We start from the raw sequence: 25025 nt of genomic DNA, 5'->3' as shown, positions 1-25025 counted from the left end.
GTTTCATTCTTCTCAGCCGATCGCGGAATCAGGCGTTTCCGCGACGCTCGAAACCCCGGACTCACGCGACAATTGGGCTGACCAGAACTTATGAAGAGTCGATTGAACTCAATCCAGACAACGAAAACGGCAAGGTGCCGCTGAAAAAACTGCGCAGGCAGCAACTACAGCTCGCGCCTTGATAGTTTGTCTTTATCCCTGATGGATTTTTCGCTGCAGATGCCCCAAAGGGCCGTCTCGCGATGTCTGCTTCCGATAGCGGTCTCAACCGGTCGATGCAACACTCCTACTGTCTACGCAGCCTTCAGTGTGTTGCATCGACCGGTTGAGCCCGCCACCCGAAGCGAACATTGCTTATTTAGCCGCTCTAGAACCACGGACCACACGATCGATGCGTGAGCGGATCATTATTACGGGCTATGCATCTGACCCGTCGCAGCATTTGGTCCGGCAAGATCCGCCCTGCCCTCGCCCAGCAAATTGCCACCGAGCTTGTCCGCCATAAAGGCGTTAGCCAACTGCGCCAGCGTCGATAAGGCGTTACCGCCATCTCCACCGAGCGCGATCTTCGGCACGATGGCGATCTGGCCTTCGCGCAGAGCGTCGGCGAACTGCCGACCGAGGTCATTGATCAACTGCATGCGGGCACCTTCGCCGGTGAGCGCATCGGCTTTCGCCCTGATGGCATTGGCTTCGGCCTTGCCTACCGACTCGGTCGCAGCGGCCTTGCCTTCGCCGACAGCGATCTGGCGTTTGCGTTCCGCCTCGGCATTGATGTTGATGACTTGCGCTTCTTTGCCGGCTGCCGCGATCGACGCATCGCCTTCGTTGGTCCTGATCTTGACGCTGATTTCGGACTTGGTCAGTTCTGTCTGGATTTGCGTTCTCGCCTGCGCCTCGCGCAAAGTGCGCTCCTTGTCGGCGGCCTGTTGCTGCTGGTCGTAGGTTTCCATTTGCTCCTTGGCTACTTGGCGATCGCGCAACTGATTCAAAATCGTGTCGATACGTTGACCCGATGTGTCGCCGGGGTTGCCGTGTGGTGTGCCGATCAGCACTTCCTGCAGTTCGAGGTTGTAGGCTTCGAAGCGCCCTTTCATATCGATGCTCGCCTTTTCCTGGATGGCTGAGCGCTCCTGCAGCAGTTCGATCAGGGTTTTGGTCTGTCCGGTGTTTTTGAAGTATGCCGACACCATCGGGTCGAGCGTCTGGTCGACCAGACGTTTGATATCGCCAAAACGCTGCACCACCAGCGGCGCCTTGCGGTAGTCGATATGTACCACGACCGACAGCGGCATCAACGGTTCAAAAGCGTCCTTGGTGATGAGTGCCACTTCGGAGAGATTTTCGTCGTACTTATGCGCGTTGGTCACTTCCTTCGACCACTTCAGAATGAAGTTGGTGGTCGGTACCAGCTGGATCTTTCCGGCATAGGTATTGAACGCGTATTTGCCTGGCAAAAGCGGCTCTTTCCATACGCCGCGGCAACCGTTGTCGACCAACTCGCCGTGCGAATAACCATCGCCCGAGCGATCGGCACCGGTTTTGCCGAAGTAGGAAACGACCACGCCCACGCTGCCCACGGGCACCACCGTCTTCTTGATGAACTCGACGGTAGCGAACAGCCGGTTGAGGTAGTACGTACCTTCAATCAACACTTGATGCTGACGACCACGATTGCCGCCCGCGCGCAGGAATGCGTTGATGTTCTGGAAGTTGTTGTGGAACGTACTTTTGTTGCTCGGGTCCTCGCCAACGCGTGGCGCAACGATTTCATCGGGTGGCAGAACCGGGCCGTCCTGGATGGTCACGACACCAAGGACATCGCTGGCATCGTCATTGCCGCCATCGGTCTTCTCACCTTGCACGACCTTCGAGGCGATACCGCCAATCACCACGGGAGTAAAGCCCTTACGCTCGCTCAATACCTGCCCCATGTGATCGATGGTATCCCGCTCTTCATTCGACAATAGCAAGCCATGCACGCGCGAGGCCGTGATGATGACGAACTGGGCGACGTTGATCGCATGCGTGCCTTCACGAATGATCGCGCGCTGCGGGCCTTTCTGGCCACCCGCCTTGAGAAACGCAGCGGCATCCTCAATTCCTGCGTCAACGATCTCGCCCAAGGCTTGACCTTCCACCAGCTCACGACCGTCACGCGTGAAGATGTAGCCGATTTCCCCCTGCGGAATCGTCACCAGATCAGCGCGGTGTACCCGAAATTGAAACGGGAAAAAGTAATGAATGCCGCCGCGGAGCACCTGCGGCTGATAACCCACCTCGCCCTTCAGGGCGATGAGCCCACGCGTTAGCGATGGCGCACCCCAGAGCCTCTCCACGATTCCCACGCGATCGTTGGGGATATAGACGAACGCATTGGAGAGGTAGATCAACAAGATCAACACAACTACGACAACGGCTACGGCAATGAGCGCAATCATTTCTATCTGTCCTTGGGTTGAAAAAAGTGAACTGACCTGTGGTCAGGGCTGACGCTTAGAGAAAGGAGCTAACTCATGGCAATTCATTTCGCCTCGTATTTCAGTTGCTGTCAGGCACAACCCTCCGATCCAACCGGGAGTTGCAGTGAATGGATGGTGTGGCGCCAAGTGCTTATCGCGGGCTAGTCGCCCGCAAGCGTCGCTATGACTTGCCGCAACGCGATACCCCAGGCAACGTGCGATGCGCATGGTCGGCATTCCACGCACTGGAGCAGCACGAGTTCAAACGAAGACGAAAAACGTCGCTGAATGACATATGCAATGAGTTGGACATAGTCGTGACCAGGAGCAACCAAGCTCGCTGAGCCTTTCACGGTTCAGACGTGGAAATTAAAGAGGGAAAGTTGGGGAGACCGGTCCGCTAAACGGGACGGATCTGCGTAACTGTCTTTCGCGGCGCGCCTAACTTAGTAAGACACTGAAAGATGCAAGTCATTTTGGCTGGTCGGTTGACCTTGGATGCGCGCATTGTACGCCGAATTTTTTGATGTGCACGCGGCTGGAATAGTTATTTCGTCAAGGATTTCCAGCACAGAATTTCATCGATTCTTAATCTTCAAAGCCATGGTCAGAATGCGCTTTCTCACACGCGCGTCAGGTGATGTCAGCTCGCTCCAAATACCAGGCAGATGGTGAGGCACATCGCGGCAAACGATGGACACAAAAAAGGTGAAGGCCAACGACCTTCACCCTTCCCTCGTATCGAACTGACTCGCTCACGCAGCCAGACCAAACCGCTTCGCCGGCAACGCATGCGACAGATTCGGCGCCAACGCCTTGCGCGCGTTATCGGCAGCGGCCCAGTCGGCGGCATCGGGCAGCGACGGCAAGGTGACCAGTTCGCCCTGGTCGTAACCGGCGAGTGCGGCGTCGACGAGATGCTCGGCGCTCATCACCATTTTCGATGGCAGGTTGCTTACCGGCAAACCCGCAATATCCCAGAACTCGGTGGCAATGGCACCAGGTAGTACGGCCTGCACCTTGATGCCTTTATCGGCCAGCTCGTGGTACAGCGATTGGGTGAAGGCCAACACATAGGCCTTGCTGCCACCATAGACGCCGTTCAACAGCTCCGGCGCCACGGCGACGATGGAGGAGATGTTGATGATGCCACCGCGACGACGCGCAATAAGGCCCGGCGCCACCGCCTTGGTGAGCCGAGTAAGGCTGGTGATGTTGAGCGCGATCATCGCGTCCATTTTGTCGGCGTCCGAATCGATCAGCGGTGCGGTGGCACCCACGCCAGCATTATTGACCAGCAAACTGATGCTGGCGTCGTTGCGCAGCACCTGCTCGACCGCACGCAGCTCAGCGGTGTTGCCCAGATCGGCAGCGATCACTTCGACATTGCGACCGGTATCGGTGGTGATGCGCTCAGCCAGCACGTTGAGGCGTTGGCGATTGCGGGCGATCAGGATCAGGTCGTAGCCGCGGCGGGCCAGACGGTCGGCGTAGACGGCGCCGATGCCGGTGGAAGCGCCGGTGATGACGGCGGTACCCAGGGCTGAATTCTGATTGTGCGATGTGTGGCTCATGGCGCTAACTCCGAAGTGGTCGGCGGAATGCCGGCGTTGACGGAAGAGAGATTAGGCGCGCATGATTATGTCATCAATGTCATATATCCAACCTTTTAGGACATTACAGGAAATACCCTTATGCAACGCATCGGCATCGTGCTTTTCCCTGGTTTTCAGGTGATGGGACTGGCTATGAGTTCAGTGTTCGAGTTCGCCAACCTCACGGCTGGCGAAAACCGCTATGACATCCACGTACTGTCGGAGCACGGCGGCCCGGTGCCCGGCTCGCTGGGTTTTGCGGTGACTACCGAGGCGTTCGCCAACCTACGGTTCGACACCTTGCTGGTCGGCGGTGACAACGAACCGACACCCGCCACGCCTGGCCTGCTCAACTTTCTGCGCAAGGCGGCCAAGGTATCGCGCCGCGTGGGTGCAACCTGCACCGGCGCCTTTGTGTTGGCCGCTGCCGGATTGCTGGACGGACGTCGCGCCACCACACACTGGGCCTACGCACGCACCCTGCAGCGCGAGTACCCCAATGTGATCATGGAAGAGGATCGCATCTTTATCGCCGACGGCCCGATCTGGACCTCGGCCGGCATGAGCGCAGGCATCGACCTGGCGTTGGCGATGGTGGAGAAAGACCTCGGTGCGGACATCGCGCGACTGGTAGCGCAGAAGCTGGTGATCTATCACCGCCGCGCGGGTGGGCAATCGCAACACTCAGCCCTGCTGAAGCTGGAACCGAAATCCGACCGCATCCAGACCGCGCTGGATTTTGCGCGCCAGCATCTGCGCAGCGAACTCTCGGTGGAACAACTCGCCGAAGCTGCCAGCCTGAGCCCGCGCCAGTTCAGCCGCGCGTTTCGCGCTGAAACCGGGCAATCACCTGCCAAGGCCGTGGAACATCTGCGCGTGGAAGCCGCCCGCCTGATGATGGAATCGGGCCGTCACTCGATGGACACCGTCGCCCGTGACACCGGCTTTGGCGACAGCGAACGCATGCGCCGCGCTTTTCTACGCGCCTTCGGCCAACCTCCGCAAGTAATACGGCGTGTGACGCGGGAGCATGCCGCCGCGGTTATGGGGTGAACGAATGGGATGTTCCCGCCATGGTTCGCCGATTGATCAATCGCTACTTTCTTGACTCAGACCGTTTCGTCGTCATGTGGTAAGTCTCGGTTTTCTTCAGCCACTGGAGTGGCGACCCGGAACTCGGCTCAAAGCCGCCAAGCCAAACGAGCGAGCCTATAGCATGTAAAAAATGTCTGGCTGCCTCTCTGATGTGGCCCGATGAAATACATCGGTTACGACTCTATCAAACCCATTGATAACCGACGCATACGGGTGTTTGATTTGCTTCTTGCTATCCACGTTATTCGAAATCTTTAAATGCAACGATCGCAATGTTCGTTGTCTGGATACGGATCGTGGCCGAGGCATCTAGATATCCCATGATCCGTGAATTACCGCTCGCCTATACGAATTTTTCCAGTTATCGACAGCGAATTTAATGGGTACTCTCAGAGACTGATGGTCAACGAGCATCCCGCATCACGTTCAATCAGGAATGCGACTTCGCGCACCATGACGATTTCAAGCGTGTGCTCTGATGATTAAGTTGTACGTATTTAATCCTGGTTGGTGAATAAACTTTTATTCGCATTATTTTTCGCTGTTTGAACCGCAATAATTTACTGCTGCTAAAAATCGGCTAGATAGTTAGGAACCGTCGTAATGACGGGGCACAGGGAGGCGGAATCCAAAGCTGTGTTTTGTTTCGGGAGTAACGGGGAGTCTGGATCGTCCAGGCTCAACGACCACAACACTTTCGCTACCACTGGGGAACATCTATGCAATCCAAGAAGATTTCTGGCGCACGTCAACTGCTCAAGATCGCGATTGTTGCAAGTCTCGTTAGTGTGGCCTGGATTCCCGCGGCGTTTGCCGCGCCAGCCGTCGCTGACGGCGTTGATCAAGCACAAGTCCCTTCGATGGTGCAGGCACAGGCCATTCAGAGCTGGCACGAAGACATCGTGCGCTCTTCGGCACCTGCGGAAGGCTGTTTTCAGGCCTCGTTCCCCAGCATTCTCTGGAAACAGGTGTCCTGCAGTCAGGTACAGTCATTTTCCCACCCACTGCCGCGGCATACGGATGCCCTGACGAGGCTTTCGGAAACCGCAGCGTCTGGTGGTACGCAGACCACCGGCAATGGTGATGACTATGCCATTGAGGTTTCTGGTCTGATCAGCAGTGCCACCGGAACCTTTCCGTCGGTCACCGGCGTAACTTCTGAAAAGAGCGTCGGCGTCGCTGCGTTCGGCGGTGGCGGCATCCTGGGAGCGAACGAATACACGCTCCAGGTGAATTCGAATTACAACAAAACCACCAGCGTTTGCAAAAGTCATTCGGGGTGCACGGTCTGGCAGCAATTCATCTATTCCCCGGATTACAGCACCAAGGGTAAGGCGGCCGTTTTCATCCAGTACTGGCTGATCGGCTACGGCGGTACCACCTGTCCGAGTGGATTCGGCAGCGACGGCTCCGGTGATTGCTACAAGAACAGCGCCGCCGTCACAGCACCGGATGTGCCCGCCACCCAACTGGCTAACCTCAAGATCTCCGGCAGTGCCACCACCGGCGGCAATGACACGGTGGTGTTCACCAATGGCACCACGGCCTATACCCTCAGCGCGAAAGACAGCGTGCTGGATATCGCGAGTGTCTGGGACCAGACGGAGTTCAACGTTGTCGGCAACGCCGGCGGATCGGAAGCGGAGTTCAACTCGGGCTCATCGATCACGGTGAAGCTTGCAGTGAGCGACGGCAGCACTGCCACCCCGACGTGTGCGGCGAACGCCGGCTCAACCGGCGAGAGCAACAACCTGACCCTGGGCAGCTGCACCGCTACCGGTGGAACGACACCGTCGATCGAGTTCACCGAATCGAACTAAGCATCGCGCTCGACGTAAGCTGATGTAGAACAGGCGCCGAAAGGATCATCCCTTCGGCGCCTGTTTTATATTCGACAATATCGTTCGGCAGTTCAGACGGCTAAACTTGGTGACTGCAGGCGATACAGCACTGTCAACCTGACGATTGCAATCCCGAATCGACCTCACATATTCCCACCGATGCTCGCCCCCACCTCGTACAGCGCGCGGCTGATCTGGCCAAGCGAGTTGTGCTTCACCGCTTCCACCAATTGTTCGAACATGTTGCGGTGACCGCGACCGGTGTGCCACGCGGACGCTGGCGCAACGGTTTGGCAGAGTGCCTTTCAACACCCTGCTAGACTCTGGCGAACGACTTTCGACCCGGTTGCGTCGGGGTACGGATGGCGCGGGATTTTCCACAGTCTTGCTGGGGGTTGGGTGTCATGGCCATGCCGTTGCCGTGGAAAATCGGTGCCGTCTTAGCGAGCTTGATCGTTGCCGTGCTTGCCTGGGATGGACTTTCCCAGTATCTCGCAGCGCGCCATGCCGATGAGATCATGCGCGACTCCGCTCGCATCGCCGCACTGGACGCACAACAAGCCAAAGATCGTGCCCAGCAATACCAGGCACAGCTGGCAGCCGATCTGAAGCAGCAGCGTGAGGACATGTCCAACATGCATCAGGAAGTGATTGAGCAGGCTCAGCAGTATCAGGCACAGCAGGCCATACGCCTGAACCAGCAGCGGCAAGAAGAACTTCGCGTGCAGGCAACTTACCGGTTGGACCGAAACCAGCATTGCGATGGTGGCATCGTCATCAACCACAACGGCTCGAGCTTTACGCAAGCTGTCGGCAAGGATGGCCAGCCAATCCCATGCAAAGGTGACACGGCGGCAGAACCGCTGCGCTAATCGTGCATCGCGATCACTGCGGCTGCATCAGGAATTGTCCCCGCCCTGTTTTGCGCCGACCTTATCATCGAGCCAAGGTAAGAGAGGCTTGCTGACGGCTCTATGAGCATCCCTCAACCCTCAGTCGCGAGCTTGGTGATAAACGAAGCCGGCGTTGGTTCCGCCACCGTGAACCACCGCGATCTGAATATTGAGATGTGCCATGGCTTCGAGGTAACGCGCATTGCCCAAGTGGCCTGTGATCAATGGCGCAAATCCAGCACTCGCGGCGATATGCGCCACGACCGCATTGGCGGCAACGTCGTCGCCCGCAATGAATGCCGTGACAGGATGCCCCGCTCGATCGATCCGATCCTCGACCATGATGTCGGCGAAGATCGTATTGAACGCCTTCACGAGGCGCGACGATGGCAGCAAACGAGCCAGTACTTCGGCAGCCGAATCGGACTCTCCCAGTGGCAGTGGCGACCAGTCATCGCGCAGAGGATTGGTCGCGTCCACCACGACCTTGCCAACCAGAAACTGTGCGAGGCTCGGAAGCGTATCGGCACAGGCTTGATAGGGAATGGCAACGATCACTATCTCGCCATGGCACGCCGCATCTTCCAGCGACATGACGCGATAAACGTTGGCGGAGCATGACTGCGTCACATCCCGCAATCCCACCACCACATCGTGCCCCGCTTTCGTTAGCAACTTGGCCAGATGACCGCCGAAGTTGCCACCGCCAAGGAATCCGATCTTCATGACTCATACCCGTCGATTGATTGTGAGTCTTGATGATCCCATCATGGTTTCCAACTTCAATTAGGTACCTGAAAGTAACCATGTCGAAGAAGATCATGCTGGCACCGGACGCCTTTCTGAAAGTTTGCCCGTCGCGCGCGGTTCTGGCGCGGATCGGCCAGAAATGGACCGTGTTGGCGATGGTTGCGTTGCAGGATTCATCCCTGCGCTTTGGTGACATCCTGCGTCGTCTGGAAGGTGTTTCGCAAAAGATGCTTACTCAGACACTGAGGGCCATGGAGCGTGATGGCCTTATCGAGCGGAGCGTGTACGACGAGCGGCCACTGCGTGTGGAATATGGCTTGAGCCCTCTTGCCCGCACCCTGTTACCGCTCGTGGTCGAGCTGAAGGAGTGGGCAGAGCGTTCACTCAAAACCATCGAGACCCACAACTGTATTTTCGATCGCAAGTTTTCTCACTAAAACATGAGCACCCGTGCGCGTGCCAACCGTAGTGCCGAGGAAGTCTCTTCAAAGCAGAATTAGCTACGCAAACCCGTTGAAGCGCGATATCGGTGACTGTCAGCCAAGCTGATGTGCAGCCAGTTGGCCGAGCCGCTTCAGCGCATGGTCGAGGCGCTCGTTCCACGGCAGGCCACAGCTCAATCGCAAGCAATCGGCGTAGTCTCCGCGACTCGAGAACAGCACGCCCGGCGAGGTGCCTATGCCTTTCGCGAGTGCCGCCTCGAATAGCGCGCTGCCATCACCGCCCGCTGGCAGCTGCAGCCAGAGCGACAACCCGCCCTGCGGTTCGCTGGCCCGGGTGCCGGCTGGCCAGTGACGCGTAACAGCTTCGTGCAGACGTTGTCCGTTGTCGGCCAACGTACGACGCAAGCGGCGCAGGTGCCGTTCGAGGTCGTGGCGTTGCAGATAGTCGGCGATGGCCAATTGCGGCAGGCTTGCGCTGCCCACGGTAGAGAAATATTTGGCGCGGATCAACGCATCGGTCCAGTTGCCACCCGCCAGCCAGCCGACGCGCAATCCAGGAGACAACGTTTTCGAGAACGAACCGCAGCTGATCACGATGCCGTGTCGGTCCCAGCGACGCAGAGGCGACGGCCGCTGACCCGACCAGGCCAGCTCGCCGTAGATGTCGTCCTCGATGACCACGGTGCCATGCTGCGCACAGCTTTCCAGCAACGCTTGCTTGTCGACGTCGCTGGTCAGACTGCCAAGCGGATTGTTGAAGTTGGGCACCACGATCGCGGCGCGCACCGTGTTCTGCTGCTGCAGTTGTTCCAGACGGGCGATGTCGATGCCCTGCCCTGGAAGATTCGGCACTTCCAATACTTTCAGTTGCAACGCGGCGACGGTTTGCAAAATGCCGTGATAAGTCGGCGTTTCCACCAGCACCACATCGCCCGGCGTGGTGACGATGCGCAGAGCCAGATTGATCGCCTCCATCGCGCCGGCGGTGATCACGATTTCGTCCGGTGCCACCGCAGCACCCACTTGTGCATAGCGCTGCGCGATCTGTCGCCGCAGATCCAGATGACCTTGCGGCGGCGCGTAATCGAGCGCTGCCGACGCGCCATGCCGCAGACAGCGCGCCAGCGATGCGGTCAATGCCGATTGCGGCAATAACGCGGGAGTCGGCGTGGCGCTATGCAGTGGCAACAGATCACTGCGGGCCAGCATGTCCAGCACATTCTGCAGTGCCGGATTACTGACGATGCCAGGTGCGCGTCGCCTGGGTGATCGCGCCGTTGGTGGCTGCAGTGCCATCGCGCGCACGAAGTAGCCCGAGCGTGGCCGCGCCACGGCAAGCCCTTCGCGCTCCAGTTGCAGGCAAGCCTGGACCGCGGTGGCGACACTAACGCCATGTCCCTGCGCCAGCTGCCGGATCGACGGCAAGCGCTCCCCGGCATGCAAGGCACCTTGCGCTATCTGCGTGCGCAGCTCACCGGCGAGGCGTTCGTAGAGAAGCACGGGCCTATCACCTATCTGTACCGGTCAAATTTCATCTTATCTGAATCTGTATCTATGGTGACAAGCTGCTTACGCTGACCTTCCCATCGCGAGGAAGGCTACATGACACCGACAACCGCTCACGAAGGCGAACGCGCTGCGCTGCTCCAGCTCCTGCTTGGCGAACTGCTGATCGGGTCGGTGGGCGTCTTTGTCCACGAAAGTGGGCAGGATCCGGTCACGGCCGTGTTCTATCGCTGCCTGTTCGGTGGCCTGTTTCTGCTCGGCTGGGGGCTGATGCGTGGCCACCTTCACGGCTTGCTGCAGGAGCGCGTGCTGCTGCGCGGTGCCGTGTTCAGCGGCGTGCTGCTGGTACTCAACTGGGTCGCGCTGTTCGCCGGCATGGCTCGCTCATCGATCGGCGTGGCGACGCTGGTCTATCACTTCTTCCCGTTCGTGATGCTGATCCTGGCGGCGCTCGTGCAGGGAGAACGCACGCGGCCGACCGACCTCGTCTGGACGCTGCTCGGCTTCGCTGGCGTGGTGTGTTCGACCAACCCGGCACGTTTGTGGCGTGATGCTGATCCCTCTTACCTGATCGGCATCGGTCTGACCTTGCTCGCCGCCGTGCTATGTGGCGCATCGTTGCTGATGTCCCGACAGATCGGCAAACAACGTCCATTCGCGCTGGTGATGATCCAGTGCTGGGTAGGCGTGGCGATGTTGGCTGGCTTCAGCAGTACGAGCGTGTTTCACACCGGCCCGCATTGGGGGTGGCTGCTGGGACTGGGCGTGATTCACAGCGGCATCGTGTACGTGCTGTTTTATTCGGCTTACCCACGCTTGCCAGTGGTGACGATTGCCGTGGTCGCATTCGTCTATCCGTTGGTGACGTTATTGCTCGACTATCTGATCTACGGACACCGCCTGGTACCGATGCAACTCGCGGGTTTGGTGTTAATTGTGCTCGGTACGCTCGGCGTCAATTTGAAATGGCGCCTGGGCTGGCCGCGGGAACGAGGGGTAACACAGAATCCTTAAAGCCCCAAATGGGTCTGCCCCACGACTTGTTATTTACCGCCTCCGTTTGCACTGTTTACTTCCCCTTCTTCCCATTTGCATTGGTCGTTGAGGACGATCCACTCTTTTTCGGAGGCGGAGAATGATAGACGGGTAACGGCAATTTCGGCATCGACGAGCTACGAGGATTGTTGCGGTAGTCAAGGCTCGGGCTTTGCGGCAATCCATAGTTGAGTGCGAGCTTCTCGTGAAACTGGCGCTGCTGACGCGATATGGGTGTATTGATGGCGGTCTTGCCGCCGGGACTTGCCATAAAGCGTTGATCTGGCCTCGCTCCAATGGATCGATTTTCGTGTGACTCGCCAGGACCGATGTTCTTCAAGCTCTCGTTGGCCAGCGTCTTGATGGCATTTCCAATTTTGGCAGCCTCTGCATAAGTCAAGCGACGCTGCTCACTATGTGCACTGATGAAAGCCTTACTGGCCATCTCTACTTTTTCGACGTGCGCTTTCGTTTGCTGCTTCTTATCCCAAGTGGAATTGATAAATTCCTCGACGTCGCTCTTGAAGTCCGCACTCGAACGCTGTCCCTTTTTTTTATGATGATCATCGATCTCGGTACGGAAGGCGATGAAGTTCTTCCGGATGCGATGATCTGAGGTGCGATGCGCAGCATCTACTTCTGAGCCGCCAGAAGGATTTTTCGAGCCCCGTTTTTTGAAAGCGTCGAAATCTTGCTTGAGCGTCGGCGACACAAATCCTTGCGTCAGCTGCATGCTATTTTTTACCCGCCTACTCGGAGCGCCCTTGCGCTTCCCCCAACCATCGTTATCCATAGCCCCTCTCCTCGCACTATGACGACTCAGACTCAGCTGACTATTGAAGTGCGCATAGCTGCTAATCAGAAGCCACTAACGAATAAAAACTCCCCAACAACGTAGCCAAATCTCGTTACACCAAGATCATACTCACAAGGGAATAGCTGTCACTAGCGCCACTGTATCGGCGGCCTCAAGTCATCGCCTAATTCCCGGCCACGGGCCCTTTTCTCGATGCTTGCGCGCGGGCTGCCTCGTCGAGCAAAGCATCAAGGTCGGCTCGTCGCAACAGGCGGCCGCCGAGCAGCACGGCGTTGATGCGCCGGGCGTTGTGGATATCCGTAGTGGGATCCGCGTCCAGCAGCACAAGGTCGGCTCGCTTGCCGACAGCTACCGAGCCGCTCGTGTCTGCGATCCCTAGGAACCGTGCTGGCTCAAGCGTCGCCGAGTACAGCGCTTCACGCGGAGTGAGTCCCGACTCGACCAGCAGCTCCATCTCCTCATGCAGGGCAAAGCCCGGATAGACTCCGGGCATGGGCGAGTCAGTCCCTGCCATGATCGGCACACCGGCCTGATGCATGACCGACACGATCTGACGGGCGATCGGCCAACGTAGTTTCGCCAGCGCCGCATCCTGCGCCGTGTAATCGGAAAGGGATTGCTCCCAACGTGCACGTTCGTCCGCGCGCAGGAATCGCCAACGGGGATCAGTGCTCGGCGAGCCACCCTGCGCCATCGAGTCCTCGTCGGCAAGCACGAGTGTCGGAATCTGCGCCTGGCTGGTGGCAGCAAGTGATCTGGCGACGTTCCGACACGTACGCGGATCGAACGCCTTGAGCGTCTGCGCCTCCTGTGCATCGCGTCGCGCCGTCAACGCATCGCCAACGAGGCCGCGGCGTTCTTCAAGCAATGGCGTTTCGATGGACGAGCAGGCCTCGTAAGCCTGCATCAGATGCTCGTCGCTACGCTGGCCTGCCGCGGCCGCGACCAGCAGTGGCACGCCTGCCGGCACGTGGCCAACTACCGGCAATGAACGCGCATGCGCAGCAGCGAGAATGGCTCGCCAATGCGAAGCCGGCAGCTCCGAGAAGACCTTGATGAAATCGGCACCGGCATCAGCCGCTGCATCGACCTGGTGGGCCGCATCGCCTGGTGAGCTGCCATACACGGCAATGCCGGCGGCAAGAATGCGGGGCGCGGCAAGTTCACCGTCATCGAAGGCCTTGCGCCAGCGATTCACCAGCAACATCGACGCCACATCCCCACGCATCTCCCGCACCCCGGTGACGCCGTTGGCAACATACAACGGAAACGACCAATCATTCGGCGGCCGATGCGATGAAAGGTTGAAAAGGTGAACGTGCATGTCCACCAAGCCAGGAATTAGAAACCGTCCACGCCCATCGACGCGCTGAGCCGACACCGGAATAAGTGCATCGCGCGATGCAACGATCGAGACAATGCGATCGCCGTCAACCAGAACTGTTCTTGGCCCGATCGATAACCCCCGCTCGACATCGATGACGGTGACCTGCGTTATCGCAACGACTTGCCGCTTGGGCAACGACATCGCTTGCGCAATAGCTGTCCAGGCCAACCATGCAAAAATGCATGGAATCACCAGCGACACCGCCCACTTCTCGACATCGGCACGCATGTCCGGTTTCTCACCAAGCGGAGTAGGCATCAGCGTAAACCATCGCCGGTCACGACGAACCGTCGAAGGGAGTCAAGTCGGGCTACCTCTTTGTTGCTTTGGACGTATTCAGTGCCACAGCGGCGCGGATGAGTGCCTTCAACGCCTTTTCATCGATCGTGTCGTCTTCATGGAAATCGATCGCACGCCGGGTGTTGCCTTCGAGGCTGGCGTTGAAGAGGCCTGAAGGGTCCGCCAGCGAGGCGCCCTTGGCGAAAGTCATCTTCACGGCGTTCTTGTACGTCTCGCCGGTACAGATGATGCCGTCGTGGTACCACACCGGCACCCCTCGCCACTTCCATTCCTCGACCACGTCGGGGACAGCTTGCTCGATGATCGCCCGAACCCGGGCGAGTGTCTCGCCCCGCCAATCGCCGAGTTCCTTGATCCTCGCATCGATCAACTGGGAGGGAGTGTCACCGGTACTTCCTTCTTTAGGGCCGCTCTTCTCGTTCTTCATGATGACTGTCTCTTTCTTCATGGTTACCGTCGCACCCGTCATTGGATCACCCTCACCGACCGTCTCGATGGCCTCGCGAATTGAACCACGATAGCCAAACGGCTCAGCGCCGCTCCTGTACGCGTAGCAGGTTGCCCGCGGGATCGCGGACGGCGCAGTCACGAACCCCGTACGGCTGCTCGGTCGGCTCCTCGACAATCTCGGCGCCGCTGGCCTGTATCCGCTCGAAAGCCGCGTCGAGATCCTTGGTGGCCAGCAGCATGATGGCGTAGGTACCCTTGGCCATCATCTCGGCGATGGTGCGGCGCTCGTCGTCGGTAACGCCGTGGCTGGCGGCCGGCGGGTACAGCACGATGGACGTGCCGGGCTGGTCGGGCGGCCCGACCGTGATCCAACGTATCCCGTTGTAGCCGACATCCTTGCGTACTTCGAAGCCGAGGGTGTCGCGATAGAAAGCCAGGGAGGCATCCGGGTCGGTTTGCGGAAGAAAGCTCGCGTGAATGGAGATATCCATGACAGTCCTGAATTGGTGCGGAAGGAGCCGTCATGCTAAGTCCGGCTCGGGGGCCAGTGCTTCTCGATTCCTGACCGGTCGGGTCACCTGTCTCGCCACGCAAGAAGGCATCCCCGCCGTCGCGCCCGCAGCGTCACGCCGATAGACGCTGGGTGGCACCCCGACCAGCTCGGTGAAGCGCGTGCTGAAGGTGCCCAGCGACGCACACCCAACCGCGAAGCAAACATCGGTGACGCTAAGATCGCCACGACGCAGCATCGCCATCGCGCGTTCGATGCGTCGCGTCATCAGATAGCTGTACGGTGATTCGCCGAAGGCGAGCTTGAACTGGCGGCTGAGGTGCCCAGCCGACATGTGCACGCCGTGGGCGAGCGCCTCGACATCCAACGGCTGCGCGTACTCACGATCGATCCGGTCGCGGACACGACGCAGCCGTGCGAGGTCGCGCAAGTGCTGTGCCGCGGCGGGTCGGCTGTTCATCTGCGCGATCGTCCCACGCGACACCGAAGTGCTCAAGTCCGTTGAGCAAACGGCGACGCAAACGGGCACGGGAACGCGAGCGAGGCGACGTCCTGCATGCCTGTTCGTTAGTCCTTTGAGCGAGCATGAAAGCACGCGTCTTATCTTCATGCATGCACTGGGGCGAATGCAGCTTCCGACTCGAACCCGCCGCAGGGTTAGAACGCGTTTTCCAAGGACTCCTCACAGAATGATCTTGACGGCCGGTGCGCTACATCGCAGCTGGCAGCCCGAACCAGATGGTCAGCGCGTCGGCAAGTCCCAGGTCCGTGCCCTCTCCCACCCAAGCCACATATCCATCGGGCCGGATCAACACGGCAGCGGGTGCAGTAACAGTCCCGAGTGCCGGAAGCTCCCACGTACCCACGTAACCAGCGTCGATCAACTGAACGCGATCTGCCCATGGCGTGATGTCGAAGATGCCGGGTACACCGAGGTTGAGCAGCACCGGCCGGGCATCGTGCAGCAAGCTGTAGACCCGCAACGGACCGTCGGCGGTGACCAGGTCGAGATCGGGCATGCGACGTCCGAGCAGCGGGTGTCCCTCGCCGAGGTCGTAATGAATGTCCAGACCGGACATCATCGCGGCGAATCGTCTGCGCGGCTCGTCCATGCCGAGGAGCTCGGCCATGGTGTCGCGCACGGCCGTCGTGCGTTCATCCGGGCGGCGAAGCGCGACTGAGGCCATCGTGTTGCGCAGCACGCGGGCAGCAACCGGGTGACGCTCGGCATGGTAGGTATCCAGCAGGCTTTCCGGAGACCTCCCTTTGACCACCTGGGCCAGCTTCCATCCAAGATTCACCGCATCTTGCACACCGGTCTGCAGACCCTGTCCTCCGTCCGGAGCGTGTACGTGTGCGGCGTCGCCAGCCAGCAGCACCCGTCTGTCGTGATAGGTAGCGGCCTGCCGTGTCATATCGGTAAACCTGGAAATCCACGTCGGACTATGGACTCCATAGTCGGTTCCGCATACGGCGATCAGCGCCTCGCTGAGATCGCGCAGGGTGGGTTCGGTCGTGGCACCGACCTGCGCTTCGGTCAGCATGACACCTGTCGGCCCGCCATCCTTGTAGACCACCTTGCCATCGCGGATCTCGTACTCTCTCTTACCAAAGGCATGGATGCCGAAGGCCGTGCGGTGGATGCCCAACGGCGGTTTTTCGGTCATCTCGACCTCGGCGATCAGGCTGCTCGTCGTCGGATCGCAGCCGAGGAACTCGATGCCGGCTGCCTTGCGAATCAGGCTGCGACCTCCATCGCAACCGACGAGATACTTCGCCCGGAGCGACTGGCCATCGGAGAGTTCGACATCGACACCGGTGTCGTCTTGCGCAAAACCCGCCACGTCACGTCCGCGATAGATCGTCACCGCCAGCTCGCTGACCCAGCCTGCCAGGATGCGCTCGATGTGGTTCTGCCACAGCCCGAGCCCGTAATGGTGCCGAGTGGGAAAGCTGCTGATATCCAACATGACCCCGGCAAACCCAGCGTTCTGCACCACCTGCCCCTCCGACAGGAATCGGTCGGCGATTCCGCGCTGATCGAGGATCTCGATCGTGCGCGAGTGCAGACCGCCCGCGCGCGAGCCAGCGAGATCCTGGTTTGCGCGTCGCTCGACGATGGCAACGTCGACGCCTGCCAACGCCAATTCGCCCGCCAACATCAGCCCTGTCGGACCTGCCCCGGCGATCACCACCGCATGCCCGTTCATGCCCGCACTCCGGCCGGCATAACAGCGATCGCCAGCAGCGCATGACATCCCTCGAGTTCAACCATCGGCTCGATGCCCCTGCATACCCCGTACTTCCACAACAGCACATTCATTTCGCTACTCCCAATCCCATAGGTTCTGGTGCTTCGGGGAGCGATTGAGCAGCACGACCGGGGGCTTGCGGCAAGCCCCTGGCACGGTAAGATATTGAAGTGGGAGAGAGAGGATTTTCTCCTCCCCAAATTTTGGTCCGCTACGGACAGACAACATCCTCGCAAAGCAACAGCACGCAGTAAGAGCACTGGCGTAATTGCCAGACGCCTGCTCGCCGTGTAAGTAGCACTGGCACGGTTAGCGCACGAGCACCCTTTTCCTGCCCACCTTATTTGCGCTGCGCGCTCATCGCATCAGCGGCCGATGCCGACTTGGCTCTGGCCGAGCGAAAGGCTAATTTGTCGAGCGTCTCCAAGGGGAGTGCTGAAGCCACGGCGCGATAGCCCGCATCATTGGGATGCAGGTGGTCGCCGCTGTCGTAGGCCGGGAGCAGTCGTGCGGGATGGGACGGGTCACGCAGAATCTGATCGAAGTCCAGTACGGCGTCGAATCCACCACCATGGCGTATCCACGCGTTGACCTGCTGGCGAATGACATCTTTCGCTGGCGTTGAATAGCCGGGAATGGTGGCGTTTTCGAACGGAGGAATCGTGGTTCCGATAATGCCCAGGCCATGTTGGTGGGCTAACGTGGCAAGCCGCCGATAGCCGACGATCAGGTCATTGGCATCCACCGATTCGCCTGGCGGTGCCAATCCGTGCAAGAAGCCGAGGTCGTTGCTACCGATACGCACAATGACGACCTTCGCGCCGGCCTGATCGAGCGCATCGCGAGAGAAGCGTGCGAGTCCTGCCTCACCAAGCGCCGCACCGAACGTGCTGCCGCCCGGGCTGCCATGCAACAGGCGGTTGCCGATAAGACCTGCGTTGAGCACGGCCACGTTCTGACCGGCTTGCTGCAGGCGCACGGCCAGGGCATCCGGCCAGCGTCGATTGGTATCGGTTGTGGAACCATCGCCGTCCACAGTGGAGTCACCGAAAGCGACCACGGCGAAGGTGGGCGGCGCAGCCACAACGTCCACGCCGGTGAGAAACGGCCACATATCGATGCGTCGAGCAACCGGAAAGTGCGCGGCCGCTGTGGCGTCACCTGGCTGCGATACGTAGCCGGTCTGCTGAGCGAGAATATGGACGGTCGTCGCTGCGACGCTCTTCGGCAAATACAGACTCACGGACAGGTCTGCCAGTGCGGGCACCGCCAGGCGTGCGGGATCACTCAGCACCATCGCATGCGCCGGCACCACGATTGATGTGCGTCCGCCAAACGTTAGCGCGCGGTCGAGGGCCGGATCGATATCCGCACCGCTTGTACGACCGGCGATATGCGCAGCACCGATCGTCAGCGGCACGTTTCCGTAGAGATTCGACAAGCGGATACGAACTTGCGACCCGCCTGCGCTGACGTGCACGATCAGGCGCAGGCTTTGGGCGCGGTAATGATCGAGTGCACTCGGCAGTGGCGGCTGCGGGGCAGCGATCCAGGTGCTTACCCAATCTGTTCCCGGGCGGGCGGCATCGGCGCTAGCGACGCCCATCGGCAAGCCGACTGCCAGTAGCACCAACGCAAGTCGCTTTAGCGCACGCAGCGTCCGGTGATAAAAGTGTTCTTCAGCTTGTTTCATCAGCAGCAACTCTTTCAGTCTGGCCAGCTCACTCTGACATCTTTCCACTTCGCGTTCGAATACGCTGGCAACCAGCGAAACATGATTTTCATGCCCTCAGTGCCCCTTTAGCGCCGATCGATAATTGCCACGCAGAGTTGCCTTTGAAGCACGCCTGTCCGGTCGAGTCGCAAGCAGCGTGTTCTCGCGGCACGAAAAGGAAACAGGCCCCGGCGATACAGGTAAGGGTATCTCCACCTCGAAGACAAGGCAGAAGGTGATTGCTCAGGCATAAGGCGTGCCTGCCATGGCGGCTTTCAGACCGATGGTTCCCTTATCGACCATAGCGAGGAAGGCAGCTTTCGCTTTCGCTGTATCGCGACTCTGCCGAAAGGTCTGGTGAGCCTGGATGTAGGCCACGGTCCACGTCGCCAAAAGCAGATTGGCCGCCAGATGGGCGGCAGGATCGGCAGGTTCTCGCCCTGCGCCTTCAGTTAGCGCCACCGTGACGACTTGCGCGATTTCGTCACGTATCGCCCTGGCCCGAGCCTTGAGGGTTTCGCTGCCCTCGATGGTTTCGATGAAGCCTTGGCTCGCAGTAGAAAATTCGACGTACGGGCTCTGCTCCTCAACCAGCCGATGAGCGAGCAGCCGTAGCGCCTCAATAGGAGATGTGCGCGGATCACGCTGCCGTACAGTTCCACGCAGGGTTTCGCGAATCTCCTCATCGCGATCAAAGAACATGTCCTCCTTGCGGGGGAAATGATTGAACACCGTCATACGTCCGACGTCGGCAGCTGCCGCGATCTCGTCCACTGTTACACGATCGAAGCCCCGCTCCTTGAACAGGCGGGTGGCGACATCGGAGATGCCTTCTCGTGTGGCGAGGCGTTTGCGGGATCGGCGATCGGGTTGTATTGACATGTGGCCATTTATAGCACAAATTATGTACTTAGTACATATTGGAACTAAGTATATGAATAAGCACATCGATGTTGTCGTGGTGGGGGCCGGACCGGTCGGACTCCTGACCGCCATCGAGCTGACTTTGGGCGGCGTGCGCGTCCTCGTGCTGGAGCGTCTGGCCGCCGCGAGTATGGTCACAAAGGCGTTGGGGATCGGACCGCTTGGAAGCGAAGCGTTACAGCGTCGGGGGATGGCTGCGGCCATCGCCGCCGCAGAGGAGCGCACCTTCGCGGCGATGAAGAAGTCAACGGAGCAGAACGGACCAGACGCGCGTGGTAAAGGGTCGAAGTTCAGTGGCCATTTCGCTGGCCTGTCTCTTATCCGAAAGGATGCGCAGAAGGAGCCGGAACGGCGTGCTCACCCGGTAGATCAGCACGCCGTCGAAGCCATGCTGGCCGACCGCGCACGCGCTCTTGGAGTCGAGGTGCACCGCGAGTGTGATGTCACTGGCTTCGTACAGCAGGACGACGGCGTCGACGTGAAGTGGGTATCTCCGACAGGCGATGGCCGTATCCGCTGCGCCTACCTTGTTGGTTGCGACGGGGGACGCAGCTCCATCCGAAAGATGGCCGGCTTTGACTTCCCTGGCACGGCTCCATCGATGACGATGTACAACGCGGTCACCGAGATCGACCATCCCGAACGCCTGTTGCCCAGTGGCTGGCGCCGTACATCGGGTGGCGTGTTCTCCTATGGATTTCTCCCCGGTCGGTTGGTCATGCTGGACTTCAGTGGTCCGCCTTCAGATCGAGAGGCTCCAGTCACACGCGAGGAGATTGAAGCCGTATTGCGCCGCATCAGCGGCACGGACATCCGCGTGAAATCGCTCGAAAGCGCGAGCCGATGGACGGATAACACGCGGCTCGTCGACACCTACCGCCAAGGCAGGGTGCTGCTCGCCGGTGACGCAGCGCATATCCATTCGCCATTCGGCGGGCAGGGCCTGAGCCTCGGGCTGGTGGACGCTGCAAACCTCGGCTGGAAGCTCGCTGCAGTCGTTCGCGGCGAGATGCCCGAAAGCCTGCTCGACACCTACACCGCCGAACGGCACCCCGTCGCCGAAGCTGTTCTGGCCAATACTCTTGCGCAAGTCGCCATCATGCGGCCTGATTCGCAAGCGGGTGCGATGCGAGACCTCGTGGCGAAGCTCATGCAGTTCGATGACGTCAATCGGTTCATCGGCGGAATGATGAGCGGTTTGTCCACCCCATACGATCTTGGGTCGGAGATGGACGACGTCGGACGGCTGATTGGCGACAGGCCGATCAGCCAAGGCAGCCATAGCGATGGTGGCGGCGACGTCTCGCTCTACGATGTCATGCAGGATGGCATGGGCGTTCTTCTCGACGCATCAATCGATGGGGAGGCTTCCAAGCTCGTTGCAGCCGCTTCGCAGAGGATACGTTGCGTCGCCGTCGATACAGGACCTTCGATGTTGATTCGTCCCGATGCCTGCATTGCCTGGGCCGGTGAGGAGAACAGCACAGACGGATTGGAGGAAGCGCTCCGTCGCTGGTTCACAACCGAGGCGCGTTGAGGGGTCTCGCTGACGACCCTCCACATCAAGCGCTAAGGTCTTGGCGTAGATAACCCAAAAGGCGCCTCAGTCCTCATGATGCGACTTTCGCGTTACTTCCATTCGGTTGCGAGCGATGACCTCCTTGTTCTTCGCAGCCCACAAATGGAGCGGCACAAGCGCGCCACGCAATGTCTGCCCAAGCTCGGTCAGCTCATAGTCCACACGCGGTGGCACTGAGGGATACAAGGTACGGGTAACGACGCCATCCGTTTCCAGCCGCTTCAAAGTCAGCGTAAGCATGCGTTGCGAGATACCGCTGACACGCCGCTGGACCTCGTTGTAGCGGAGCGCCCCCTTGGACAGGGCTCCAACAACCATGATGGTCCATTTGTCTCCGACGCTGGCCAACACATCGGCAAGACCCTTGCAATCGATGGGGGACAAGGAGCTGTCGGGAACAAAAATGTTCGCTTCGCTCGGAAAAGTGCCTTCTTGTGCCATGTAATCGTCCTTCCCATACTGGCGTTACGCACAAATTGTTCGTGCACTTTAGTCCAGTTAAGCGGACGCCACAATCGAGGAAAGAACGTCATCATGACCAAGCTACTGCTTGTTGAGGCCAGCCCCCGAGGAGAGCATTCAATCTCCCGCAATCTTGCGAAAACGTTTGTCGAGCGCTGGAAAGCTGAGCATCCGGGCGGTGAAGTCATTGAACGCGATCTCGCGAAGATGGACCTGCCCTATATGAATCTGCCATGGGTGGGAGCCAGCCTTACGCCTGCAGAGAAGCAAACTGCTGAAATGCAGGACCTTCTTGGGGTATCCAACGAACTTGTCACCGAGCTTCTGGCTGCGGATCATATTGCGATCAGCACCCCGGTTTATAACTACAACATCCCGGCAAACCTCAAATCCTACGTGGACCACATCGTGCGCAAGGGCCTGACTCTCGGCATGACTGGCGAGGGCCTGGTCCATGGCAAAAAATGCACGGTCCTGATGGCCTCGGGTGGTGTCTACACCGAGGGCTCGCCGATCCGGGACCGGGACATCGCAACGATGTATCTACGCCTCATTCTCAAGGTCATCGGAATCGAGGATGTTACGTTCGTTTCCGCAGGTGGAACCAAAGTTGTCGACCTTGGAGAAAGACCACGAGCCGACTTCCTCCAGACGTTTGAACCCGCCGTGACGTCTGCAGCGCAATCGTAATCCGCAAGACCGATTCGGGTGCCCGGGGCAGCCCCCTTCTTGAAAACCTTTGGATCAAAGGCTCAATTTGCACCAAGGACCAATCGAATTTTTTCTTGTGGCTTCTTGCAGCCAGGAGTGATCCAAAAATTTGGAGCTGCACCATCCAAGCGGATCAGAGCCACTTCCAGCATATCCTGCAAGGGCTCTGACCCGCTTAGCTTGCTATGATCGGTCTACACGGCGCGGGGGCGCCGATCATCAGGGAAGTGAAACCATGACGACACGATCCAAGGGACCGTTGGCCGGCTTTGGCTGGCTGAAGCGCGGCATCAGCGTGAGCTACCGCCATCCAAAACCGCTATTCGGGGGTGCGGTCTTCCTGCTGCTGGCATGCATGATGCCTTCGCTGATAACGCTACTGATGCAATTCCATTCGATGCAGACGAGCACACAGCCGAGCTTGGCCACCGTCGGTTGGACTACGGCGGTTTCCATGCTGCTTAGTCTGGTGCTCGTGCCGCTCTACGCAGGCTATTTGCAAGTGATCGATGCGGCCGAGCATGGGCGACCGGCCCGCACACGCGGCATCTTCAATCCCTATCGACAAGGCGAAGCATTGCGCGTGATCGGCTATGGATTGGCGCTTATTGTGGTCTACGTCGCCCTGTTCGGAATCATCATCGCGGCGGCGGGAGGCGGTATCGTCAGATGGTATATGCAAATGCTGACCGCACAGGCCGGCCATCAGCCTCCACCAACATTACCCCACGGCTTCGGAATCGCAATCGCACTGTTCGTGGTGCTTGGCATCTTCATGATGGGTTTCTACTCAATCAGCCTTGGTCAGGTCGCGCTGCGTCAGCGCAGCGTGTTCGGTGCCATCGGCGATGGCCTGATCGGCGCGCTGAAGAACCTGTTGCCGCTGCTGGTGTTTGCAGTGAGCCTCGTCCTTGTCTGGATCGTCGCAGCTATCGCCATCGTGATCGTTGCTGCTCTGCTCGCCCTGATTGGCAAGCTCGTCGGCGCATGGCTGGTGTTCGCGCTGATCATTCCGCTTTACATCGCTGTGTTGCTCATGATGTTTACGGTGATGTTCGGAGTGATGTATCACCTATGGCGCGATGTGTGCGGCGACGACATCGTGGCCGACATGGCTCTACCGATCGCCGCTTGATCGGCGTTATCCGTTCCCATACGAAGGCGGCCACGGCCGCCCTCGCTATTTACGCCCAACGCAAGGCGGCACACAACAAAATGGAGCAGTTTGAGGCAGCCCGTTTAGCTCCCGACTCAATCCCATCCTGTAAGGGGCTTTGACCCGGTTAGCTAGTACAACCTGAACCTCTCTGATTTGCGGCGGTTCCCATCGCGGTCGTTTGGGGGTACGGTCACCCTCCGTCTGACCGAAACCGGAGTCCCCTCATGGCCCTGTGGAAAGAACCCGTCAAGACCTCCTCCACCGAAACGCCCGAAGCCACCGACCTGACGCACCGCGCCGTCCCGGAGGCAAGGCCCGAAGCGGAAACACCGGTGCAGCCCGCATTCCGTTCAACACCCACAGCCGCACCCACGCCGAGCAAGCCCAAAACCGAATCGCTGATCGCGCCCGATATCACCATCGAGGGCAAGATCGAAGGTGCCGGCCATGTGCGCATCGCTGGCAACTTCAAGGGCGACGTCAACGTCCGCGGCGATCTCACTATCGAGCCCAGCGCCAAGGTGACCGGCAGCGTGCGCGCCGAGAAGGTCACCATCGCGGGCGAACTCATCGGCAACATCGAATCCGCCGTACATGTGGAATTGCTGCAAACCGGCGCGCTCACTGGCGACCTGAAGGCAGGGTCGCTCAGCGTAGCGGCGGGTTCGCGCATGCGCGGCCAGGCCGAGTTTGGCTGGGACGATGCCGCCGATGGCAACAGCGCCCACAAGACCCTCGGACACGACGGCAAAACTTCGTGAGCAATGCGTCATCGGGCACGGCCGGGGCGACACGCATCTGTCCGCACTGCCGGGAGACCATCCTGGAAAGTGCGAGCGTGTGTCCCGCCTGTCGCCACAAGCTCCGCTTCAGTGAGCCCACCAACGCAACGGCGGCGCCAGCCTCCACACCACTGCGCGTGGAAGGCAGCTTCCGCAACCCCGCCGACAGCGGTGCGTGGGAATACTCGATGGTGCTGACCATCCGCAACGAACGCGGCGAGGAAATCGCCCGCAAGCTAGTGGGCGTCGGTGCCATGCGGCCAGACGAACAACGCACCTTCACGCTAAGCGTCGAAATGAATGCCGCCGTCGCTGGCGGCAAGCGCAGCACATGGCATTGATGCCTGCTTCGACCCG

Annotated in this window: 22 protein-coding genes and 1 pseudogene; 10 read left to right on the top strand and 13 right to left on the bottom strand. The window is 59.5% G+C overall.

Annotated features, from left to right (window positions below; all coding sequences use genetic code 11):
* Positions 1 to 410: 410 nt before the first annotated feature.
* Together HDE80_RS13895 and HDE80_RS13890 are read right to left on the bottom strand one after the other, a co-directional pair.
* A complete protein-coding gene (locus tag HDE80_RS13895) occupies positions 411 to 2441 on the bottom strand; it encodes an SPFH domain-containing protein (protein ID WP_184671828.1) in 2031 nt (676 codons plus the stop codon).
* Between the two features lie 776 nt (positions 2442 to 3217).
* Positions 3218 to 4036 (bottom strand): SDR family oxidoreductase, encoded by an 819-nt coding sequence (locus tag HDE80_RS13890; RefSeq protein ID WP_184671826.1) that lies wholly within the window; start codon positions 4034 to 4036, stop codon positions 3218 to 3220.
* Between the two features lie 120 nt (positions 4037 to 4156).
* Between HDE80_RS13890 and HDE80_RS13885 the strand changes: the two genes are divergently transcribed.
* From HDE80_RS13885 to HDE80_RS13875, 3 genes are all read left to right on the top strand, one after another.
* Positions 4157 to 5110, top strand: a complete 954-nt coding sequence (locus HDE80_RS13885) for a GlxA family transcriptional regulator (RefSeq protein WP_184671824.1) — start codon at positions 4157 to 4159, stop codon at positions 5108 to 5110.
* 761 nt (positions 5111 to 5871) lie between these two features.
* Positions 5872 to 6972 carry a hypothetical protein gene (locus tag HDE80_RS13880; RefSeq protein ID WP_221437574.1) on the top strand — a complete coding sequence of 367 codons (1101 nt, stop codon included), beginning with the start codon at positions 5872 to 5874 and terminating at the stop codon, positions 6970 to 6972.
* A gap of 425 nt (positions 6973 to 7397) precedes the next feature.
* A complete protein-coding gene (locus tag HDE80_RS13875) occupies positions 7398 to 7865 on the top strand; it encodes a hypothetical protein (protein WP_184671822.1) in 468 nt (155 codons plus the stop codon).
* Positions 7866 to 7985: 120 nt separating this feature from the next.
* Here HDE80_RS13875 and HDE80_RS13870 read toward each other — a convergent pair whose 3' ends face one another.
* Positions 7986 to 8612, bottom strand: coding sequence for an NAD(P)-binding domain-containing protein (locus tag HDE80_RS13870; protein ID WP_184671820.1), 627 nt, complete (start codon positions 8610 to 8612; stop codon positions 7986 to 7988).
* A gap of 80 nt (positions 8613 to 8692) precedes the next feature.
* On the opposite strand from HDE80_RS13870, the gene HDE80_RS13865 reads away from it, so the two are divergent.
* The gene (locus HDE80_RS13865) at positions 8693 to 9073 is read left to right on the top strand and encodes a helix-turn-helix domain-containing protein (protein ID WP_184671818.1); all 381 of its coding nucleotides are present in this window, start codon (positions 8693 to 8695) and stop codon (positions 9071 to 9073) included.
* A gap of 99 nt (positions 9074 to 9172) precedes the next feature.
* Here HDE80_RS13865 and HDE80_RS13860 read toward each other — a convergent pair whose 3' ends face one another.
* Positions 9173 to 10579: a PLP-dependent aminotransferase family protein gene (locus tag HDE80_RS13860; protein ID WP_184671816.1), complete on the bottom strand. Its 1407-nt coding sequence runs from the start codon at positions 10577 to 10579 to the stop codon at positions 9173 to 9175.
* A gap of 102 nt (positions 10580 to 10681) precedes the next feature.
* Between HDE80_RS13860 and HDE80_RS13855 the strand changes: the two genes are divergently transcribed.
* On the top strand, positions 10682 to 11599 hold the full coding sequence (locus HDE80_RS13855; RefSeq protein WP_184671814.1) for a DMT family transporter: 918 nt from the start codon (positions 10682 to 10684) through the stop codon (positions 11597 to 11599).
* Positions 11600 to 11654: 55 nt separating this feature from the next.
* On the opposite strand, the gene HDE80_RS13850 is transcribed toward HDE80_RS13855, so the two are convergent.
* The 8 genes from HDE80_RS13850 to HDE80_RS13815 form a co-directional block, all read right to left on the bottom strand.
* Positions 11655 to 12413: a hypothetical protein gene (locus HDE80_RS13850; RefSeq protein WP_184671812.1), complete on the bottom strand. Its 759-nt coding sequence runs from the start codon at positions 12411 to 12413 to the stop codon at positions 11655 to 11657.
* A gap of 187 nt (positions 12414 to 12600) precedes the next feature.
* Positions 12601 to 14082 carry an amidohydrolase family protein gene (locus HDE80_RS13845; RefSeq protein WP_184671810.1) on the bottom strand — a complete coding sequence of 494 codons (1482 nt, stop codon included), beginning with the start codon at positions 14080 to 14082 and terminating at the stop codon, positions 12601 to 12603.
* 52 nt (positions 14083 to 14134) lie between these two features.
* Positions 14135 to 14551 carry a DUF1801 domain-containing protein gene (locus tag HDE80_RS13840; RefSeq protein WP_221437573.1) on the bottom strand — a complete coding sequence of 139 codons (417 nt, stop codon included), beginning with the start codon at positions 14549 to 14551 and terminating at the stop codon, positions 14135 to 14137.
* 103 nt (positions 14552 to 14654) lie between these two features.
* Entirely contained in the window at positions 14655 to 15065 is a 411-nt protein-coding gene (locus tag HDE80_RS13835; RefSeq protein ID WP_184671807.1) for a VOC family protein, read from the bottom strand.
* Positions 15066 to 15095: 30 nt separating this feature from the next.
* Positions 15096 to 15545 carry a helix-turn-helix transcriptional regulator gene (locus HDE80_RS13830; RefSeq protein WP_184671805.1) on the bottom strand — a complete coding sequence of 150 codons (450 nt, stop codon included), beginning with the start codon at positions 15543 to 15545 and terminating at the stop codon, positions 15096 to 15098.
* A 250-nt stretch (positions 15546 to 15795) separates the two neighbouring features.
* Positions 15796 to 17295, bottom strand: a complete 1500-nt coding sequence (locus HDE80_RS13825) for an FAD-dependent monooxygenase (RefSeq protein WP_184671803.1) — start codon at positions 17293 to 17295, stop codon at positions 15796 to 15798.
* A gap of 382 nt (positions 17296 to 17677) precedes the next feature.
* Positions 17678 to 19030, bottom strand: a complete 1353-nt coding sequence (locus tag HDE80_RS13820; protein WP_184671801.1) for an SGNH/GDSL hydrolase family protein — start codon at positions 19028 to 19030, stop codon at positions 17678 to 17680.
* 264 nt (positions 19031 to 19294) lie between these two features.
* Positions 19295 to 19933 (bottom strand): TetR/AcrR family transcriptional regulator, encoded by a 639-nt coding sequence (locus HDE80_RS13815; RefSeq protein ID WP_184671799.1) that lies wholly within the window; start codon positions 19931 to 19933, stop codon positions 19295 to 19297.
* Between the two features lie 52 nt (positions 19934 to 19985).
* Between HDE80_RS13815 and HDE80_RS13810 the strand changes: the two genes are divergently transcribed.
* Positions 19986 to 21512: an FAD-dependent monooxygenase gene (locus HDE80_RS13810; protein ID WP_184671797.1), complete on the top strand. Its 1527-nt coding sequence runs from the start codon at positions 19986 to 19988 to the stop codon at positions 21510 to 21512.
* Positions 21513 to 21578: 66 nt separating this feature from the next.
* Here HDE80_RS13810 and HDE80_RS13805 read toward each other — a convergent pair whose 3' ends face one another.
* Positions 21579 to 21995: a helix-turn-helix domain-containing protein gene (locus HDE80_RS13805; RefSeq protein ID WP_184671795.1), complete on the bottom strand. Its 417-nt coding sequence runs from the start codon at positions 21993 to 21995 to the stop codon at positions 21579 to 21581.
* Positions 21996 to 22088: 93 nt separating this feature from the next.
* Between HDE80_RS13805 and HDE80_RS13800 the strand changes: the two genes are divergently transcribed.
* The 4 genes and pseudogenes from HDE80_RS13800 (at position 22089) to HDE80_RS13785 (ending at position 25009) form a co-directional block, all read left to right on the top strand.
* The gene (locus HDE80_RS13800; protein WP_184671793.1) at positions 22089 to 22706 is read left to right on the top strand and encodes an NAD(P)H-dependent oxidoreductase; all 618 of its coding nucleotides are present in this window, start codon (positions 22089 to 22091) and stop codon (positions 22704 to 22706) included.
* A 130-nt stretch (positions 22707 to 22836) separates the two neighbouring features.
* Positions 22837 to 23862 (top strand): hypothetical protein, encoded by a 1026-nt coding sequence (locus HDE80_RS13795; RefSeq protein ID WP_184671791.1) that lies wholly within the window; start codon positions 22837 to 22839, stop codon positions 23860 to 23862.
* Between the two features lie 416 nt (positions 23863 to 24278).
* A pseudogene (locus HDE80_RS13790) lies at positions 24279 to 24647 on the top strand (polymer-forming cytoskeletal protein); the annotation flags it as partial.
* The gene (locus HDE80_RS13785) at positions 24644 to 25009 is read left to right on the top strand and encodes a hypothetical protein (RefSeq protein WP_184671787.1); all 366 of its coding nucleotides are present in this window, start codon (positions 24644 to 24646) and stop codon (positions 25007 to 25009) included. The pseudogene HDE80_RS13790 and the gene HDE80_RS13785, both read left to right, overlap by 4 nt.
* The last annotated feature ends 16 nt before the right edge of the window (positions 25010 to 25025 follow it).

The organism is Rhodanobacter sp. A1T4 (assembly GCF_014207185.1).
GTDB lineage: Bacteria > Pseudomonadota > Gammaproteobacteria > Xanthomonadales > Rhodanobacteraceae > Rhodanobacter.
This window is presented reverse-complemented; position numbering and strand designations above follow the sequence as displayed.